Raw genomic sequence first — 17,339 nt, 5'->3', positions numbered from 1 at the left:
TTTGTATTGAGTCAACTATGGCTGTCACCGTCGAAACCCTCGAAAAGCTCGAACGCCGCATCACGCTCACGCTGGCGGCTGCTGACATCAACAGCGAAGTGGAACTTCGTCTGAAGAAGCTCGCCCGTACCGTCAAGGCTGACGGCTTCCGCCCCGGCAAGGTGCCGATGAGCGTGGTCACCCAGCGTTACGGCTACTCCGTCCAGTACGAAGTCATGAACGACAAGCTGGGCGAGGCCTTCTCGGCCGCCGCCAACGAAGCGCAGCTGCGCGTCGCCGGCGCTCCCAAGATCGCCCAGAAGGATGAATCGCCCGAAGGCCAAATGGCTTTCGACGCCACCTTCGAGGTCTACCCCGAAGTCAAGATCGGTGATCTGGCTGCTGCAGACGTCGAGCGCGTGGTCAGCGAAGTGACCGAAGAAGCCATCGACAAGACCGTCGACATCCTGCGCAAGCAGCGTCGCAGCTTCGCCCAGCGCGCTGCCGCTGACGTGGCAGGCGAAGGCGATCGCGTCACCATCGACTTCGAAGGCAAGCTGGACGGCGAGCCTTTCGCCGGCGGCAAGGCCGAAGGCTTCCAATTCATCATCGGCGAAGGCCAGATGCTGGAAGCTTTTGAGAAGGCTGTGCGCGGCATGAAGGCGGGCGACTCCAAGACCTTCCCCCTGGCCTTCCCTGAGGACTACCACGGCAAGGACGTGGCCGGCAAGGAAGCCGATTTCCTGGTGACGGTCAAGAAGATCGAGACCCAGCACCTGCCCGAAGTGAACGAGGCTTTCGCCAAGTCCCTGGGCATTGCTGACGCCAGCGTTGAAGGCCTGCGCGCCGACATCAAGAAGAACCTCGAGCGCGAAGTCAAGTTCCGCGTGCTGGCTCGCAACAAGGGCGCCGTCATGGACGCTCTGGTGGCCGCTGCTGAACTCGACGTGCCCAATGCCCTGATCGCCGGTGAAACCGAGCGCATGGTGGCCGCAGCCCGCGAAGACCTGAAGAAGCGTGGCGTGAAGGATGCCGACAAGGCGCCCATCCCCGAGGAAATCTTCCGTCCCCAAGCCGAGCGCCGTGTGCGCCTGGGTCTGGTGGTGGGTGAGTTGGTTCGTTCGAACAATCTGCAAGCCAAGCCCGAGCAGCTGCAAGCCCATATCGAAGAGCTGGCACAGAGCTACGAGAAGCCCGCGGAAGTGGTGCGTTGGTACCTGAGCGACCGCAATCGCCTGGCCGAAGTGGAAGCCGTTGTGGTTGAAAACAACGTGACCGACTTCGTTCTGGCCAAGGCCAAGGTCAGCGAGAAAGCACTGCCTTTCGACGAATTGATGGCCGCCGCCAACTGATAGGTTGAAACGAGCCCGGGCCTGCTTCGCTGAGTAAGCCCGGATCGAGAAGCGCCGTACCGCAAGGGCGGCGCTTTTTGCATTTTGGTGCTCGCTGCAGGCGCAGCTCTTGTGCCTCCATAATCAGCCCCCATCACTGTCTTAGACGACGAGAACCTGGCCCGGCAATGCGGCTGGGGATCGACGGCTAGGCAGGGTTATCCAACAGAGCTACTTTCAGAGGATTCTTCATGAGCGCGCTGGAAATCAACAATCTGGGCATGGTGCCCATCGTCATCGAACAGTCGGGCCGCGGCGAGCGCGCCTACGACATCTACAGCCGTCTGCTGCGCGAGCGCATCATCTTTCTGGTCGGCCCGGTCAACGACGCCGTGGCGAATCTGGTGGTGGCCCAGCTGCTGTTCCTGGAGAGCGAGAACCCCGACAAGGACATCTCCCTCTACATCAACTCGCCCGGCGGCAGCGTCTCGGCCGGCATGTCCATCTACGACACCATGCAGTTCATCAAGCCCCAGGTTTCGACCCTGTGCATGGGCATGGCCGCCAGCATGGGCGCTTTCTTGCTGGCTGCGGGTGCCAAGGGCAAGCGCTTCGCCCTGCCCAATGCCAAGGTGATGATTCATCAACCTCTGGGCGGCACCCAAGGTCAGGCCACGGACATTGAGATCCATGCCCGCGAGATCCTCAAGACCCGCGAGCAATTGAATCGCATCCTGGCCGAGCGTTCGGGTCAAAGCCTGGAAAAAATCCAGAACGACACCGAGCGTGACTACTACATGTCTGCCGCGGAAGCGCAAACCTATGGCCTGATCGACCAGGTCCTGGAGAAGCGGCCCTAATTCAGGCCTGTTGCCGGTCGCATTTGGCGCTGGGGGCCGGGGCCTTTCGCCGCGGCCCCAGGGCGGCGTAAGCTCCGCGCGGCACAATGCTGTGCTCTCCCGCCGGCTTCTGGCCGGCGTGGGTGGGCGAGAAGATCCCCCTCTTTCGACGCCAACTGGTGGCGGAACGGGGCCCTTATCAAGACAAGGGCCCCATATGCGTTTGAACTATCATCACAGCAGGCATTAACGCCTGAAAGACAAGCAGATCCATGGCCGAGAAAAAAGGCAACTCCAGCGAAAAAGTCCTGTACTGCTCCTTCTGCGGCAAAAGCCAGCATGAGGTGAAGAAGTTGATTGCTGGCCCGTCGGTGTTCATCTGTGATGAATGCATCGAGCTGTGCAACGACATCGTGCGAGACGAAGTCCCGGCCGAAACGCCGCAAACCCGCGCCAGCAAGTCGGACCTGCCCGTGCCCAGCGAGATCAAGGCCAGCCTTGATCAGTATGTGATCGGGCAAGACGTGGCCAAGCGCACCTTGTCGGTGGCGGTCTACAACCATTACAAGCGCCTGCGCCATATGGCCGGTGCCAAAGACTCGGTCGAGTTGGCCAAGAGCAATATCCTCTTGATCGGCCCCACCGGCTCGGGCAAGACCTTGCTGGCCCAGACCTTGGCTCGCTTGCTCAACGTGCCTTTTGTGATCGCCGATGCCACCACCCTGACCGAAGCCGGTTATGTGGGTGAGGACGTCGAGAACATCATCCAGAAGCTGTTGCAGAACTGCAATTACGATGTGGAGCGGGCTCAGCGCGGCATCGTCTACATCGACGAGATCGACAAGATTTCGCGCAAGGCCGACAACCCCTCCATCACCCGTGATGTGTCGGGCGAGGGCGTGCAGCAGGCCTTGCTCAAGCTGGTGGAAGGCACCATGGCCTCCGTGCCCCCGCAAGGCGGCCGCAAGCACCCTAACCAAGACTTCCTGCAGATCGACACGACCAATATCTTGTTCATCTGCGGCGGCGCTTTCGACGGCCTGGAAAAAGTCATCCAGAACCGCTCCGAGAAGACCGGCATCGGTTTTGGTGCCTCGGTCAAGAGCAAGGACGAGCGCCGCATCTCGGAAATCTTCCGTGAGGTGGAGCCCGCCGACCTGATCAAATTCGGCATTATTCCGGAGCTGGTGGGCCGCCTGCCTGTGGTCGCCACCCTGGGTGAGTTGACCGAAGACGCGCTGATCCAAATCCTCACCGAACCCAAGAACGCCCTGGTCAAGCAGTACCAGCAGTTGTTCGCCATGGACGGTGTGGAGTTGGAGATCCGCCCCTCGGCCCTGACGGCCATTGCCAAGAAGGCCCTGGCTCGGAAGATCGGTGCGCGCGGCCTGCGCTCCATCATGGAGCTCTCGCTGATCGACACCATGTTTGAGTTGCCCGCTCTGGACGGCGTGGCCAAAGTCGTACTGGACGAACACACCATCGAAGAGAACGCCAAGCCGCTGCTGGTTTACCGCGAACAGGCGAAAGCCAGCGCTTAATCACCCTCACCGAAAAACAGCGGCTTAGTCGGCCGCTGTTAAAGCAAATTCGGCGTCTTGCAATTGCCCGCTCAGGCCGCAACTGAGGTCTGAGAAAGAGAGGTTTTCATGTCCGGTCATCCCGTTTTGCCTGCGGAACTCATCACTCTCCCGCTGCTGCCGCTGCGCGATGTGGTCGTGTTCCCGCATATGGTGATCCCGCTGTTTGTGGGTCGCCCCAAGTCCATCAAGGCTTTGGAAGCCGCGATGGAAGCTGGTCGTCAAATCATGCTGGTGGCACAAAAGGCCGCCGGCAAAGACGAGCCCAAGTCGGACGATATGTTCGAGGTGGGTTGCGTCTCCAGCATTCTGCAAATGCTCAAGCTGCCCGATGGCACCGTCAAGGTGCTGGTCGAAGGCCTGCAGCGCGCCACCACGCAAACCATCACCGACGGCGAGGAGCATTTCATCGCTGAGGTGATGCCCATCCCGCCCGAGGCCGATCCCAAGCCCGAGATCGAGGCTCTGCGCCGTGCCGTGACCCAGCAGTTTGACCAGTACGTCAAGCTGAACAAAAAGATCCCGCCCGAGATCCTGACCAGCATTGCCGGCATCGACGACGCAGGCCGCTTGGCCGACACCATCGCCGCCCATCTGCCGCTCAAGCTGGATGCCAAGCAATCGGTGCTCAACCTGTCCGAAGTGGGCAAGCGCCTGGAAACGCTGCTCGATCTGCTCGAGCACGAGGTCGACATCCTCCAGGTGGAAAAGCGCATCCGCGGTCGCGTCAAGCGCCAGATGGAGAAGAGCCAGCGCGAGTACTACCTGAATGAGCAGGTCAAGGCCATCCAGAAGGAACTGGGTGATGGCGAAGAAGGTGCCGATCTGGAGGAGCTGGACAAGAAGATCCAGGCCGCCAAGATGCCCAAGGACGCCCGCAAAAAGGCCGATGGCGAGCTGAAGAAGCTCAAGCTGATGTCGCCCATGTCGGCCGAAGCCACGGTGGTGCGCAACTACATCGAGACCCTGGTCAATCTGCCCTGGAGCAAGAAGACCAAGATCAAGCACGACTTGTCTAACGCCGAGAGCGTGCTGAACGAAGATCACTACGGTCTGGAAAAGGTCAAGGACCGCATCCTCGAGTATCTCGCGGTGCAAACGCGGGTCGACAAGGTCAAGGCACCCATTCTGTGCCTGGTGGGTCCTCCGGGGGTCGGCAAGACCTCGCTGGGCCAGTCGGTGGCGCGCGCTACCGGCCGCAAGTTCGTTCGTATGGCCTTGGGTGGCGTGCGTGACGAGGCCGAGATCCGTGGCCACCGCCGCACCTATATCGGCTCCATGCCGGGCAAGGTGCTGCAGAGCTTGTCCAAGGTCGGCACCCGCAATCCGCTGTTCCTGCTGGACGAGATCGACAAGCTGGGCATGGACTTCCGCGGCGACCCGTCTTCGGCCCTGCTCGAGGTGCTGGATCCGGAGCAGAACCACACCTTCGGTGACCACTACGTCGAGGTCGATTTCGACCTGTCCGATGTGATGTTCATCGCCACCTCGAACTCGATGAATATCCCGCCGGCTCTGCTGGACCGGATGGAAGTGATCCGCCTCTCGGGTTACACCGAGGACGAGAAGGTCAATATCGCCCAGCGCTATTTGCTGCCCAAGCAGTGCAAGAACAACGGTGTGCAGGATTCGGAGATGGAAGTCACCGAATCCGCCATCCGCGGCATCATCCGTTACTACACGCGTGAAGCCGGTGTTCGTTCGCTGGAACGTGAAGTCTCCAAGATCTGCCGCAAGGTGGTGAAGGGCTTGGCGCTGAAGACTTTTGTGGGCAAGGCCGTCGTCACCGAGGACAACCTCAACGACTATCTGGGCGTGCGCAAGTACGACTTCGGCCGCGCCGAGAAGAAGAATCAGGTCGGCCAGGTGGTCGGTTTGGCATGGACAGAAGTGGGCGGCGATCTGCTGACCATCGAAGCCACGGCCATGCCGGGCAAGGGCAATATCATCCGCACCGGCTCGTTGGGCGATGTGATGAAGGAGTCCGTTGAGGCGGCTCGCACGGTGGTGCGCTCTCGCGCTCGCCGTCTGGGCATCAAGGACGAACTTTTCGAGAAGCGCGATGTGCACGTTCACGTGCCCGATGGCGCCACGCCCAAGGACGGCCCCAGCGCCGGTGCGGCCATGACCACGGCTTTTGTATCGGCGCTGACGGGCATCCCCGTGCGTGCTGATGTGGCCATGACGGGTGAAATCACCCTGCGTGGTGAGGTCACGGCCATCGGCGGCTTGAAGGAAAAGCTCCTGGCGGCACATCGCGGCGGCATCAAGACCGTGCTGATCCCCGAAGACAACGTCAAGGACCTGCAGGACATCCCGGCCAACGTCAAGGATCAGCTCGAGATCGTGCCGGTGCGTTGGATTGACCGGGTGCTGGAAGTGGCGCTGGAGTCCGCTCCCGTGCCTCTGCCTGAGGAAGAACCCGCCGTCGCGGCCAAGCCGGCCGAGGTGGTGGCGACGCCAGCAGCCACGCACTGACAGGAGCGCTATGCGGATTTGACCGCGCGAAAATTTCGCGAAAGCTTGCAAAGCCGGTCAAATTCAGCATACAATCTTGGTCTTGATTCAAACAGAGTAAGTTTTGCGGGCAATAAAATGCCATGTCAAAATACTGCTTTGTTAGTTTCAATCGATGCGGGAATAGCTCAGTTGGTAGAGCGCAACCTTGCCAAGGTTGAGGTCGCGAGTTCGAGTCTCGTTTCCCGCTCCACAATTTGATGAAAAGGAAGCTTTGGCTTCCTTTTTTAGTCAGGGCCTCACCAAAGGTCATGACTTTGAAGTTTTACGGCGCGATAGCAAAGCGGTTATGCCCCGGATTGCAAATCCGGTTAGTCCAGTTCGACTCTGGATCGCGCCTCCAAACACCATGCGGGTGTAGCTCAGTTGGTAGAGCGCGACCTTGCCAAGGTCGAGGTCACGAGTTCGAGCCTCGTTACCCGCTCCAACAAACCGGTACGCACCGGGCCGGAAGCCTTTTGGGTTTCTGGCGAAATGCGGGAATAGCTCAGTTGGTAGAGCGCAACCTTGCCAAGGTTGAGGTCGCGAGTTCGAGTCTCGTTTCCCGCTCCAAATCAAAAAGGGAAGCCCTAGGCTTCCCTTTCTTGTTTCTGGAGTCTGTGCCGCAGAGATAATGCGGGCAGCTCCAAAACGACCCGCCCGGGTGGTGAAATTGGTAGACGCAGCGGACTTAAAATCCGCCGACTTAACGGTCGTACGGGTTCAAGTCCCGTCCTGGGCACCACAAGTTTTCCATCTGTCTCTGTGCTCATCCAAACTTTGGATGGCGGTCCTGTGAAGGACTGAATTTCTTCTCCTAACTGCCGAAGTAAGGGGCGTAGCAGGAGATGTCCATGAAGTCGGTGACAGAGCAAGATCCCGGTTTGAGTCCAGAGATTCGGGCCAGTTTGGACTTTGTGCTGAGAGCGGCGTCCGTGCTGTTTCGCCAGCGCAGCGGTTTGAACGATTCGCCGTCCGCCGAGTCGCACGCTTGGGCGAACCAGGCTGAGGCAGCTGTTGAGCTGGCCGAGCCGGAGCCGCGGAGCTAGATTCAGCCAAACACCGCCAGCATGCGCTCCAGTGCCACCATAAACGGTGTTTGCATCAGGGGCAGGGTGGCGACCATGCCAATCAAACCGATGCTGACGGTGAGCGGGAAGCCCACCGAGAACACGCCGATCTGTGGCGCCACGCGCGAGATCACGCCCAAGACCAGATTGACAAACATCAGCATGGTGATCAGGGGCAGGGCGATCCACAAACCCATGCGGAAGATGTCTGCCCCCCAGGTTTGGGGCTGAGCGACGCGCAGGAAGTGAAACGGTTCGTCGCCGATGGGGAAGGCGTGAAAGCTCTGCACCAAGGCATTGATCAAGAGCAGATGACCGTTGATAGCGATGAAGAGAAAAGCCACCATGCTGCCGAAGAAGCGCGCGCTGGCCGTGCCCTGGCTGCCGGTGGCGGGGTCGAAGAAGCCCGCGTAGTTCAGGCCCATCTGCAGGCCGATCAACTCACCCGCAAACTCCAGCGAGGCAAACACCAGGCGCACCGCAAAACCCATGGACAGGCCAATCAAAAGCTGCTGCACCAAGAGCAGCATCAGCGTGGGCAAAGAGTCCAGCGGCGTCAGCGGCATCACCGGCAGCGAGGGCTGGGCCGCGATGGAGATGAACATGGCCAGGCCCACCCGTACCCGCATGGGTACATTGCGCTGGCTGAAGATGGGCATGCCGGCGAACAAGGCCAGCGTGCGTATGAAAGGCCAGAGCAGGGGGTTAAGCCAGCCCAGCAGCTGGGCTTCGGTGAAGGAAATCATGGCCTCGGTCTAAGCCCTGAGATCAGCCCACGGCCTGGGGAATGGATTGCAGGGTGCGCTGGATGTATTCCACCAAGGTGGTCACCATCCAGGGGCCGGTGATGGCCAGCACCAGCACGGCGGCGATGACCTTGGGCACAAAGCTCAGGGTGGATTCATTGATCTGGGTAGCGGCCTGGAACACGCTCACCAGCACGCCCACCAGCAGCACGCTCAGCAGCACCGGCGCGGCCACCAGCATCAGGATGTAGAGGCCTTGTTGGCCTACGGTGAAAACTTGTTGTGCGTCCATTTTTTGCTGGAATCAGGTCACGAAGGAGGCGGCCAAGGAACCGAGCAATAGGTTCCATCCATCGGCCAGCACAAAGAGCATCAGCTTGAAGGGCAGGGCCACCAGCACGGGCGACAGCATCATCATCCCCAAGCTCATCAAGACGCTGGAGACGATCATGTCGATCACCAAGAAAGGGATGAAGATCAGAAAGGCGATCTGAAACGCGCTCTTGAGTTCGCTGGTCACAAAGGCCGGAACCAGGACCTTGAAGGGCACGTCCTCCGGCTTGATGCTGCTGTCTAGCTTGGCCAGGCGGGTGAACAGGGCGACATCGGCTTGGCGGGTCTGCTTGAGCATGAAGTTGCGCATCGGCGGCTCGGCCTTTTGGATGGCTTGCTCGAAGGGGATTTGACCCGCGCTATAGGGCTGCCAGGCTTCGGCATAGACCTTGTCCAGGGTCGGGCTCATGACAAAAAAGGTCAGGAATAGGGACAGGCCCACGATCACCTGATTCGGTGGCGCTGCCTGGGTGCCCAGGGCTTGGCGCATCAGTGACAGCACGATCACGATGCGTGTGAAGCCCGTCATCATCAAGAGCACGGCGGGCAAGAAGCCCAGGGCCGTGAAGAAGAGCAGGGTCTGGATGGGCACCGAATAGCTACTGCCGCCACCGCTCTGGCCGATCAGCAAGGGCAGGGTGGCGGGGGGAGGGTTGGGGCCTGCTGTTTGGGCCCAGGCCGCGCTGCCAAGCAGGCTTAGCAGGGCGAACAGAGCAAATCGAGCGAGGCCGCGCGGGCCGGCCGGCTTAGGCATTGCGCTCTCCCTCGGCTTTCGATTCGCTGCTGGCGCCGCGCAAACGCGCGCCCAGCATCTGAGCAAAGGGCGCGCTCAAGGACGAAGTGGGGCTTTCCGCCTGTGGGGGCATCTCGTGCAGGGCACTGATTTGCTGGCCGGTCACGCCCAGCACCAGCCAACGGCGGTCTTCGCCTTGGCCAACCTCGACGGTCAGCAGGCGCTGATTGGGCGAGATGGGCAGTTGTGCGACCACGCGCATGATGCCTTGGGTATGTGCTCCGCCGCCTAGCGGGGTTCGCTTGAGCAGCCACAAGGCCAGGGGGATCAGGCACAGAATGGCCAGAAACCACACAAAGGGAAGCAGGGAGGAGTTCATGCTGGAGATTGTCTCCAGCGGGGCTCTGGGCAATGCGCCTAAAAAGGGCAGGAAAGCGGCCTACCAAGAACCAAGCGCCGCAGGGAAATGCGGCGCTTGGTGATACGGAGAGGGTCAGGTCTTGCCTACCCTCATATTCGACTCAGGCCCTGGGCATTCAGGCCTTGGACAGGCGGCGCATGCGCTCTGACGGCGTCACGATGTCGGTCAAGCGGATACCAAATTTGTCGTTCACCACCACCACCTCGCCCTGGGCGATCAGATAGCCGTTGACCAGCACGTCCATGGGCTCACCGGCCAGAGCGTCCAGCTCCACCACCGAGCCTTGAGCCAGTTGCAGGATGTTCTTGATGGGGATGCGGGTGCGGCCTAACTCAACGGTCAGCTGGACAGGGATGTCCAGAATCATGTTGATGTCGCCGCTGGGCAGATTGTTGGGCGTGGGCGAGAAATTGGCGAAGCTGGCCGGGGCCACCTGCTCGGAGGCCTGCTGCACCTCTTCCGCCACATCATTGGGCTTGGCTTCGGCCAGGGCGGCGGCCCATTCGGCCGCCATTGCGTCTTGTTCTTCGGAGGAGGGGGTATCAGGTGACATTGCGTGCTCCCAGCCAGCCCTGGTCGGGGCTGGTCAGCATTTTTTCAACTTTGATCGCGTACTTGCCGTTGGAAGTGCCGTAGTGGCAGTCGTAAACGGGCACGCCGTCGATCTTGGCCTTGATCATGGTTTCCAGGTCCAGCTCGATGAAGTCGCCGGGCTTGAAGGCCAGCAGCTGTTCCACCGTGGCCGGGGCCGTGCCCAGCTCGGCCACCAGCTCCACCTTGGCATCTTGGATTTGGTGCTTGAGCAGATTCACCCAGCGGCGGTCCGGCTCGGTCGAGTCGCCCACCGTGGTGGAGTACAGCACATCGCGAATCGGCTCCAGCGTCGCGTAGGGGATGCAGAAGTACACTGTGCCGCTGGTCTCGCCGATTTCCAGCGTGAACGAGGTCGAAACCACGATCTCGCTGGGCGTGGCGATATTGGCGAACTGGGGTTGCATCTCCGAGCGCTGAAACTCCAGCTCCAGCGGGTAGATGCCCTTCCAGGCCTTGTGATACTCGGCCGTGATCACCTCCACCAAGCGCAGAATCACCCGCTGCTCGGTGGCCGAAAAATCACGACCTTCGATGCGGGCGTGGAACTTGCCGATGCCGCCGAATAGCGAGTCGATCACCGCGAACACCAGGGTCGGGTCGCAGACGATCAGGCCGGAGCCGCGCAGGGGCTTGACCGACACGATATTGAAATTGGTCGGCACCACGATCTCGCGCAAGAAGGCGCTGTACTTCTGCACCTTGATGCCGCCGATGGCGACTTCAGGGCTCTTGCGGATGAAGTTGAACAGGCCGACGCGGATATTGCGGGCGAAGCGTTCGTTGATGATTTCCATCGTGGGCATGCGCCCACGAACAATCCGTTCCTGGCTGGCCAGGTTGTAGTCGCGTATGCCGCCGACCTGCTCTTCTTCAGCGTCGAGCTTCTGGCTTTCGCCGGTGATGCCCTGAAGTAGCGCATCAACTTCGTCTTGGGAGAGGATTTGTTGATTCATGGCGAATCACCCTTGCACAGCAGGCTCACTGGACGATGAAGGTCGAGAACAGCACATTGCTCACGGGGCTTTCCACGTGGCGCTTTTTCTTCTTCTTTTTCTTGGTGCCTTCCGGCGGCGGATCTTCGTCCTCGTCGTCCAGCTCAATGCCCATGGGGCGCACCGACTCGCGCTTGATCTCGCGGGCCAGCTTTTCCTTGCCTTCCAGGGTCAGCAACTCGGCCGAAGACTTGTGTGAGAGCAGCATCAAGATATTGCTGCGGATGGCCGGCAGATAGGCCTTGATCTGGTCTGCCGTGTGGGCGTCACCCACTTCCAGCGTGACGCCGATCTGGGCAAAGCGGTCGACTTCCTTGTCCGACAGATTGACGGTGAAGGGGTCCAAGGGCACGAAGGTCGGTGGGGTGCCGGGCTTGGGGGCATGAGCCGCCGGAGCCGGTGCCTCATGGGCCGCTTCTTCGCCCCCCTCTTCGCCATCGGCAGGGGCCTTCTTCTTCATCAGCATCAGTGCAGCACCGCCGCCGATCAGGACCAGCAGCAGGACGGCAGCAATGATGATGATCAGTTTTTTCTTGCCCCCGCCCTTGGGGGCTTCAGCGGCTGCGGCTGCAGTGGCCATGAGAACTCCTGTGATATTCGATCCGGCCCTCGGCCTCTTGTCCAAACAAGAGTAGCAAAGGGCGCTTGTTGAGGCCCATTATTGAGGCGGCAGCAAACGGGCAAACCGTGAAAAGAAGGACGGGGGCTCGCTTAATCTCTCTTCGTTTGAAATTTCGGGCTCAGGCCAGGCCGCTGAACCGGCCCTCAGGCGTAGAGATCGACCACGCCCTGGCTCTTGCGGCTGCTGATTGGCTGGCCGAGGCCGCCGACGTTTTGCTCGATGGGCAATGTGCTGCGATCAGATGGACGATTAGCCCGGCGGCCTTCGTCACCAGCTTGAGCCGAGGCCTGGCCTTGCTGGTTCATCTGCTGCTGAAACACGCCGCCACCGCTGAGGGTGAGGCCGTTGTCGCGCAAGGCGGCCGCCAGGTCGGGCAGGCCACGCTCCAGCACGGCACGGGTCTCGGCATTCTCGGCATGGAATGAGATCTGGGCTTGCTGGCCGTCCACCACGATCTGCACCGCCACCGGGCCCATTTCCGAGGGGTTCAGATGCAGCTGCGCCTCTTGCACGCCCTCGGCCGCCAACACGCTCAGGCGGGCCGCCATCTCGGGCACAAAGGCCGGGCTGTGCAGGGGCTGGGCCAGCAGGATGGGATTGCTGCCCATTGGCGTTGCCTCGGGCCTGGCCGCAGCGCTGGCGCTGCCGGCCGCTGTTCCAGCTGCTGTCCCGGCCGTGGCCGCGTTCAGTGCTGCGCTGAAGTCTGCACCGGCTTCGGCAGCAGGCGCGGCGGCGGGGCCGGCTGCCGCCGAAGCGCCCGCGGCCTGCGAGGTCTGGCCAAACAAGGCTGCCGTGGCCTTGTCGGCGCCTTCGGCCGTGCGCTTGTCGAGAGCCTCAGCGCTGGCGCTTGCGCTGCGGCTCGCGGCCGCTTGGGTCGCGCCGCCTGCGCCGTCGAGGGCGTTGGCGCCGCCGCGGCGCACATGGTGGGCGGCGAGCAGGGGGCCAGTTTCGTCGCTGGACGCTTGCGGCTTGCCGGGCTTGTCGTCTTCATCGCCTGGGCCTCCACCGTTCCCACCATAGGGCCGGCCACCGGCCTGATCGCTCACCGGCAAGACCGCTTTGGCGTCGATGTCGGGCTTGCTGGCGTTCGTGCCATTGGCATCGCTGGCCGCCGCGTCTTCGCTGCCATCCTTGGCCTCGGCCTTCTTGCTCTTGGCGCTGGCGCTGCTGGCCACGGCTTCCTCGCCTTGGGCGGCGATTTCGCTCGCTTCGGGCTTGGGCGTGCCGCCGTCTTCGGCGGGCAGGGCGACTTTGCCGGTGTAGGCGGGGGTGGGTTGGGTGGAGCGGCCGACCCGGTCGGTGATGCCGTTGCCAGAAGCATTGCCGCCGCCGTTCTGGCTGCGGCGCGCCGTCAGACGGGCTTCTTGCTGCTGCGCTTCGCGGCGCGCCGTCGTGCTGCGCTCCAGATCCTTGCTGGCGCTGCCATTGCTCTCGGCATGGGCCTGCTCTTGCTGGGCGGTTTGCGAGGGGGGCGGCACCGGGGTGGGCAGGNNGGGGGTGGGGGCAGCTGGGCGCTGGGCGGCAGGCTGGGTTTGGGCGGGGTGAAGTTGTTGAGCAGGGTGGCGAACTGGGCGCTACCCGGCTGGGTGCCGGCGCTCGCCCGGTCCGTCGTGCTGGGCGTGGGCGGGCGTAGGGGGCCGGTGTTTCCGTAAATGCTGCTGGTTAGCGTACTCATGGGGTACTTTCAATGGCTGCGCTGAGGCGGGCGGGGCTCAGACGTGCAAGCGCACAAAGGGGTTGTAGGCAGCTTGCGTGCTGCGGGCGGCTTGCTCGTCGCAGGCTTTTTGTTCCTGGCGCTGGGTGGCGCGGCTGATCTCCAGGCGGCGGCGTTCCATCAGCTTGGCGATGGAGGCCACGCGCATCTCGGCTTGGCGCAATTTGTCACGGCTGACCGCCATGCGTTGGTCGGCGTACTGGGTGATATTGCTCTGGCTGCTGATGGCTTCGTCCAGGCGGCCACCAAAGCTTTGGTAGCAGCCGACGATGTCCATGGTGCCGCGGGCCGCGAATTGCTGGGTCCAGCGTTGCTGGTAGTCGCTGCGGTACTGAGACAGCTCGCCATGTTGCTGGCGGGCTTGTTGGGCGCGTTTTTCCGCGTCCTGGAACAGGCGCAGGGCTTCGTCGCGCTCGCTTTCGGCGCGCTCCAGCAGGATGCTCAGGACTTGCAGATTGGATGAACTCATGAAACTCACTCCAGGGGGAGCAGCGGCGCAAGGGGTTTGCGGCCGAGCTCCTGTTATCGCGCATATCGGCCGTTCTTAAGCTTCCTTAATGACGGCCGATAACTGGTTAATACTTTCATTCAGGTGGGCCGGGCTGTGCATGTCTTGCTGTAGCAGACGGGTGATGTCTGGGTGCAGGCGCACGGCCAGGTCCAGCTCAAAGTCGTTGCCGGGCACATAGGCGCCCAGCTGAATCAGGTCGCGCGCCTTGTTGTATTTGGCGAGCAGCTGACGGCAACGCCGAGCGGATTCGATATGCGGGCGGGTCGCCACATTGGTCATCACCCGCGAGATCGAACGTTCGATGTCGATGGCCGGGTAGTGGCCGGCCTCGGCCAGCTCGCGGCTCAGCACGATGTGGCCGTCCAAGATGCCGCGTGCCGCATCGGCAATCGGGTCTTGCTGGTCATCGCCCTCGCTCAGCACGGTGTAGAAGGCGGTGATCGAGCCTTCGCCCGCCAGGCCGTTGCCACTGCGCTCCACCAGCTGGGGCAGCTTGGCGAAGCAACTGGGCGGGTAGCCCTTGGTGGCCGGTGGCTCGCCGATGGCCAGGGCGATCTCTCGCTGGGCCATGGCGTAACGGGTCAGCGAGTCCATCAGCAAGAGCACATGCTGGCCGCGGTCGCGGAAGTTCTCGGCAATCGCCGTGGCGTAATGCGCACCCTGCATGCGCACCAGGGGTGGGGCATCGGCCGGGGCGGCCACAACGACGGAGCGGCGCAGGCCTTCCTCGCCCAGGATGTCCTCGATGAATTCCTTCACTTCCCGGCCGCGCTCACCGATCAGGCCGACCACGATCACATCGGCCTGGGTGTAACGAGCCATCATGCCCAGCAGCACCGACTTACCCACGCCGGTACCGGCAAACAGACCCAGGCGCTGGCCTCGGCCTACGGTGAGCATGGTGTTGATGGCGCGCACGCCGGTGTCCAGCGGGGTGCGCACCGGGTCGCGGTCCATGGCATTGATGGGGCGTCGCACCATGGGCTCGGCATGCGTCATCTGCAGCGGGCCGGCGCGGTCTAGCGGGTGGCCGTGGGAGTCCACCACCCGGCCCAAGAGGCCGTCGCCCATGGGCAGATGCAGGCCACGGTCTTCGCCACGGCGCCAGGGGTGCATGGGCTTGCCCAGCTGAGGGCTGATCAGGGGCAGGGCACGCGGCAGCACCATGGCACCGCTGGACAAACCCTGAATATCATCGGTAGGCATCAGATAGGCGCGGTCGCCCGAGAAGCCCACCACCTCGGCCTTGACCGGACGCAGGCCGCGTTGCGGGTTGGCGCCCGAGCTGGGCATTTGAATCTCACACACCGAGCCCACCGGCACCTTGACGCCGGTGGCCTCCAGCACGAGGCCGGCCACCCGCACCAGCTTGCCCTGTGACTCCAGCGGCACGGGGTTGCCGGCAAAGGCCTGCATATCGCTGAGGTATTGCTGCCAGCGGCCCGTGCGGGTGCTGTAGCGTGGGGCCGTGCTGCCTGCTTCCTGCTCGGGCTTGGTGGCGCTGAGGCCGCCCAGATCGAGGTCTGCGAAACCGCTCATCACAAGGTCTCCTCGGCGTCGTCGCTCTGGCTGGCTGCCGAGTTGCTGTCACCGTTGCGGCCACCTCGGCGGTCCTCCCACAGCGAGGCTTGGCCCATGGCCGCTGCCGCTTGCTGCCAGCGGGCCGCCAGGCTGGCGTCCACGCTGCTGATATCGGATTCCACCTTGCAGCCGCCACGCGGCACCTCGGGGTCGGGCAGGACTTGGGCTTCGCGAGCCCGCATTTCTTCGCCTGCACCGTCCATCACCAGGGGATAGTCGGCCGGGTTGACGCGCACCCGCACATGCTTGGCCGAGAGCTGCAAGGCTTCCACCGCGTCGTGCGCCACCTTGGCAATGTGCTCGGGCCTTTGGCTGATCTCGCTGCGCACGACCTGACGTGCCAACTCGAGGGCGCAGCGCGCCAGGGTCTGGGCCATCTCGTCTTCCATGGCGCGAAAGTCGGCATCGAAGTTCTGCACCAGCACGCCCAGCTGAGCGGCCATCTGCTTGGCAAAGCTTTGTTTGAAAGCATCCAGCGCAGCCATGCCATCGCGGTAACCGTCTTGATAGCCGGCCTGGCGCGCCTCATGCAGCAGTTCTTGCAGATCGGGTTCAGGTTCAGGCGTCGGTGGTGGGCTCGTGGGGGCAGGCGCGGGGGCGCTGACCGAGGGCCGCTTCTCGTTCATGGCGCCATGCAAGGCGCCTGGGTTCCAGGCGGCAAAGTCTTGCAACTCCTCGCGTGGGATGAAGCGGCTGTAGCTGCTGGCGCGCGGCGCGTTGGCATCGCGCTGCGGTGGCGGCACCTGGCGGGGAGGGGGACGGTTGGCGGACATGATTCAGCGCTTAGACGAACTGATCGTCCCCACCGCCGGCCAGCACGATGGTGCCTTCGTCGACTAGGCGACGCACGATCTTGAGCATCTCCTTTTGCTCGGCTTCCACCTCGGAGAGGCGCACCGGGCCGCGGGATTCGAGGTCTTCGCGCAGGGTCTCGGCGGCGCGCGAGGACATATTGCGCAGAATCTTTTCGCGCAGCTCGGCGCTGGCGCCCTTGAGGGCCACGATGAGGGACTCGGACTGGACTTCCTTGAGCACGGCCTGGATGCCCTTGTCGTCGATCTTCTCCAGATCGTCGAAGGTGAACATGTTGTCCATGATCTTCTGGGCCAGGTCGGCGTCGGCTTCGCGGATGTAGTCCAGCACCGAGGCCTCGACGCTGGAACCCAGCATATTGATGATCTCGGCGGCCGACTTGACGCCACCCAGATTGGACTTCTTCATGCGCTCGCCACCGGCCAGCAGCTGGCTCATCACCTCGTTCAAGTCCTTCAGCGCCGTGGGCTGGATGCCGTCCAGGGTGGCGATGCGCACCAGCACCTCATTGCGCTGGCGCTCGGTGAAGACGCGCAGCACCGAGCTGGTCTGGTCAAAGTCCAGGTGGGCCAGCACGGCGGCGATGATTTGCGGGTGCTCGTTGCGCAGCAGCTCGGCCACCGAGGTGGCGTCCATCCACTTCAGGCTTTCGATGCTGGAGACATCGCTGCCTTGCAGAATGCGGTCCAGCAGCAGATTGGCCTTGTCGTCGCCCAGGGCCTTGCGCAGCACAGAACGCACATATTCATCGGTATCGCTGACCAGGGTGCTCTGGGTGCCGGCCACCTCGTCAAAGCGGACCAGCACCTGCTCCACCTTCTCACGCGAGACCACCTTGAGCTTGGCAATCTGCTCGCCCAGGGCTTGCACCTCCTTGGGTTGCAGATGCTTGAAGACCTCGGAGGCTTCTTCCTCGCCAAGCGACATCAGCAGGATGGCGGCGTCTTCGACTCCAGATTCGTCCATGGGTATTCTCTGCGTCGG

16 protein-coding genes and 5 tRNA genes are annotated in these 17,339 nt (G+C 62.5%); 9 read left to right on the top strand and 12 right to left on the bottom strand.

Features of this window, described 5'->3' with window-relative positions:
• Positions 1 to 17: 17 nt before the first annotated feature.
• The 9 genes from tig (at position 18) to DBR47_RS18160 (ending at position 6,970) form a co-directional block, all read left to right on the top strand.
• The gene (tig, locus tag DBR47_RS18200) at positions 18 to 1,331 is read left to right on the top strand and encodes a trigger factor (RefSeq protein WP_124452637.1); all 1,314 of its coding nucleotides are present in this window, start codon (positions 18 to 20) and stop codon (positions 1,329 to 1,331) included.
• Positions 1,332 to 1,561: 230 nt separating this feature from the next.
• Positions 1,562 to 2,170 (top strand): ATP-dependent Clp endopeptidase proteolytic subunit ClpP, encoded by a 609-nt coding sequence (gene clpP / locus DBR47_RS18195; RefSeq protein ID WP_124452635.1) that lies wholly within the window; start codon positions 1,562 to 1,564, stop codon positions 2,168 to 2,170.
• A gap of 251 nt (positions 2,171 to 2,421) precedes the next feature.
• The gene (gene clpX / locus DBR47_RS18190) at positions 2,422 to 3,690 is read left to right on the top strand and encodes an ATP-dependent Clp protease ATP-binding subunit ClpX (RefSeq protein WP_124452633.1); all 1,269 of its coding nucleotides are present in this window, start codon (positions 2,422 to 2,424) and stop codon (positions 3,688 to 3,690) included.
• Positions 3,691 to 3,798: 108 nt separating this feature from the next.
• The gene (lon, locus tag DBR47_RS18185) at positions 3,799 to 6,207 is read left to right on the top strand and encodes an endopeptidase La (protein WP_124452631.1); all 2,409 of its coding nucleotides are present in this window, start codon (positions 3,799 to 3,801) and stop codon (positions 6,205 to 6,207) included.
• A 156-nt stretch (positions 6,208 to 6,363) separates the two neighbouring features.
• Positions 6,364 to 6,439, top strand: a tRNA-Gly gene (locus tag DBR47_RS18180).
• 76 nt (positions 6,440 to 6,515) lie between these two features.
• Positions 6,516 to 6,589: transfer RNA gene (locus tag DBR47_RS18175), tRNA-Cys, on the top strand.
• An 8-nt stretch (positions 6,590 to 6,597) separates the two neighbouring features.
• Positions 6,598 to 6,673, top strand: a tRNA-Gly gene (locus tag DBR47_RS18170).
• A 49-nt stretch (positions 6,674 to 6,722) separates the two neighbouring features.
• Positions 6,723 to 6,798, top strand: a tRNA-Gly gene (locus DBR47_RS18165).
• 85 nt (positions 6,799 to 6,883) lie between these two features.
• Positions 6,884 to 6,970: transfer RNA gene (locus DBR47_RS18160), tRNA-Leu, on the top strand.
• Positions 6,971 to 7,276: 306 nt separating this feature from the next.
• Here DBR47_RS18160 and fliR read toward each other — a convergent pair.
• The 12 genes from fliR to fliG form a co-directional block, all read right to left on the bottom strand.
• Positions 7,277 to 8,041: a flagellar biosynthetic protein FliR gene (gene fliR, locus DBR47_RS18155; RefSeq protein WP_124452629.1), complete on the bottom strand. Its 765-nt coding sequence runs from the start codon at positions 8,039 to 8,041 to the stop codon at positions 7,277 to 7,279.
• 22 nt (positions 8,042 to 8,063) lie between these two features.
• Positions 8,064 to 8,333, bottom strand: coding sequence for a flagellar biosynthesis protein FliQ (gene fliQ, locus DBR47_RS18150; protein WP_124452627.1), 270 nt, complete (start codon positions 8,331 to 8,333; stop codon positions 8,064 to 8,066).
• Positions 8,334 to 8,345: 12 nt separating this feature from the next.
• Positions 8,346 to 9,128, bottom strand: a complete 783-nt coding sequence (fliP, locus tag DBR47_RS18145) for a flagellar type III secretion system pore protein FliP (protein ID WP_124452625.1) — start codon at positions 9,126 to 9,128, stop codon at positions 8,346 to 8,348.
• Positions 9,121 to 9,486: a flagellar biosynthetic protein FliO gene (locus tag DBR47_RS18140; protein ID WP_124452623.1), complete on the bottom strand. Its 366-nt coding sequence runs from the start codon at positions 9,484 to 9,486 to the stop codon at positions 9,121 to 9,123. The genes fliP and DBR47_RS18140 overlap by 8 nt, the downstream gene beginning before the upstream one ends.
• 157 nt (positions 9,487 to 9,643) lie before the next feature.
• Positions 9,644 to 10,081, bottom strand: coding sequence for a flagellar motor switch protein FliN (fliN, locus tag DBR47_RS18135; RefSeq protein ID WP_124452621.1), 438 nt, complete (start codon positions 10,079 to 10,081; stop codon positions 9,644 to 9,646).
• A complete protein-coding gene (gene fliM / locus DBR47_RS18130; protein WP_124452619.1) occupies positions 10,071 to 11,075 on the bottom strand; it encodes a flagellar motor switch protein FliM in 1,005 nt (334 codons plus the stop codon). Before fliM ends, fliN begins: the two co-directional genes overlap by 11 nt.
• A gap of 25 nt (positions 11,076 to 11,100) precedes the next feature.
• Positions 11,101 to 11,694 (bottom strand): flagellar basal body-associated protein FliL, encoded by a 594-nt coding sequence (gene fliL / locus DBR47_RS18125; RefSeq protein ID WP_124452617.1) that lies wholly within the window; start codon positions 11,692 to 11,694, stop codon positions 11,101 to 11,103.
• Positions 11,695 to 11,879: 185 nt separating this feature from the next.
• Positions 11,880 to 13,214, bottom strand: a complete 1,335-nt coding sequence (locus DBR47_RS25390; RefSeq protein ID WP_124452615.1) for a flagellar hook-length control protein FliK — start codon at positions 13,212 to 13,214, stop codon at positions 11,880 to 11,882.
• Between the two features lie 234 nt (positions 13,215 to 13,448).
• Entirely contained in the window at positions 13,449 to 13,919 is a 471-nt protein-coding gene (gene fliJ, locus DBR47_RS18115; RefSeq protein ID WP_124452613.1) for a flagellar export protein FliJ, read from the bottom strand.
• Between the two features lie 75 nt (positions 13,920 to 13,994).
• Entirely contained in the window at positions 13,995 to 15,377 is a 1,383-nt protein-coding gene (fliI, locus tag DBR47_RS18110) for a flagellar protein export ATPase FliI (protein WP_124452734.1), read from the bottom strand.
• Between the two features lie 122 nt (positions 15,378 to 15,499).
• A complete protein-coding gene (locus tag DBR47_RS18105; RefSeq protein ID WP_231512373.1) occupies positions 15,500 to 16,315 on the bottom strand; it encodes a FliH/SctL family protein in 816 nt (271 codons plus the stop codon).
• Between the two features lie 10 nt (positions 16,316 to 16,325).
• The gene (gene fliG, locus DBR47_RS18100) at positions 16,326 to 17,321 is read right to left on the bottom strand and encodes a flagellar motor switch protein FliG (protein WP_124452609.1); all 996 of its coding nucleotides are present in this window, start codon (positions 17,319 to 17,321) and stop codon (positions 16,326 to 16,328) included.
• Between the last annotated feature and the right edge of the window lie 18 nt (positions 17,322 to 17,339).

Source organism: Paucibacter sp. KBW04, from assembly GCF_003852425.1.
Taxonomy (GTDB): Bacteria; Pseudomonadota; Gammaproteobacteria; order Burkholderiales; family Burkholderiaceae_C; genus Paucibacter_A.
This window is presented reverse-complemented; position numbering and strand designations above follow the sequence as displayed.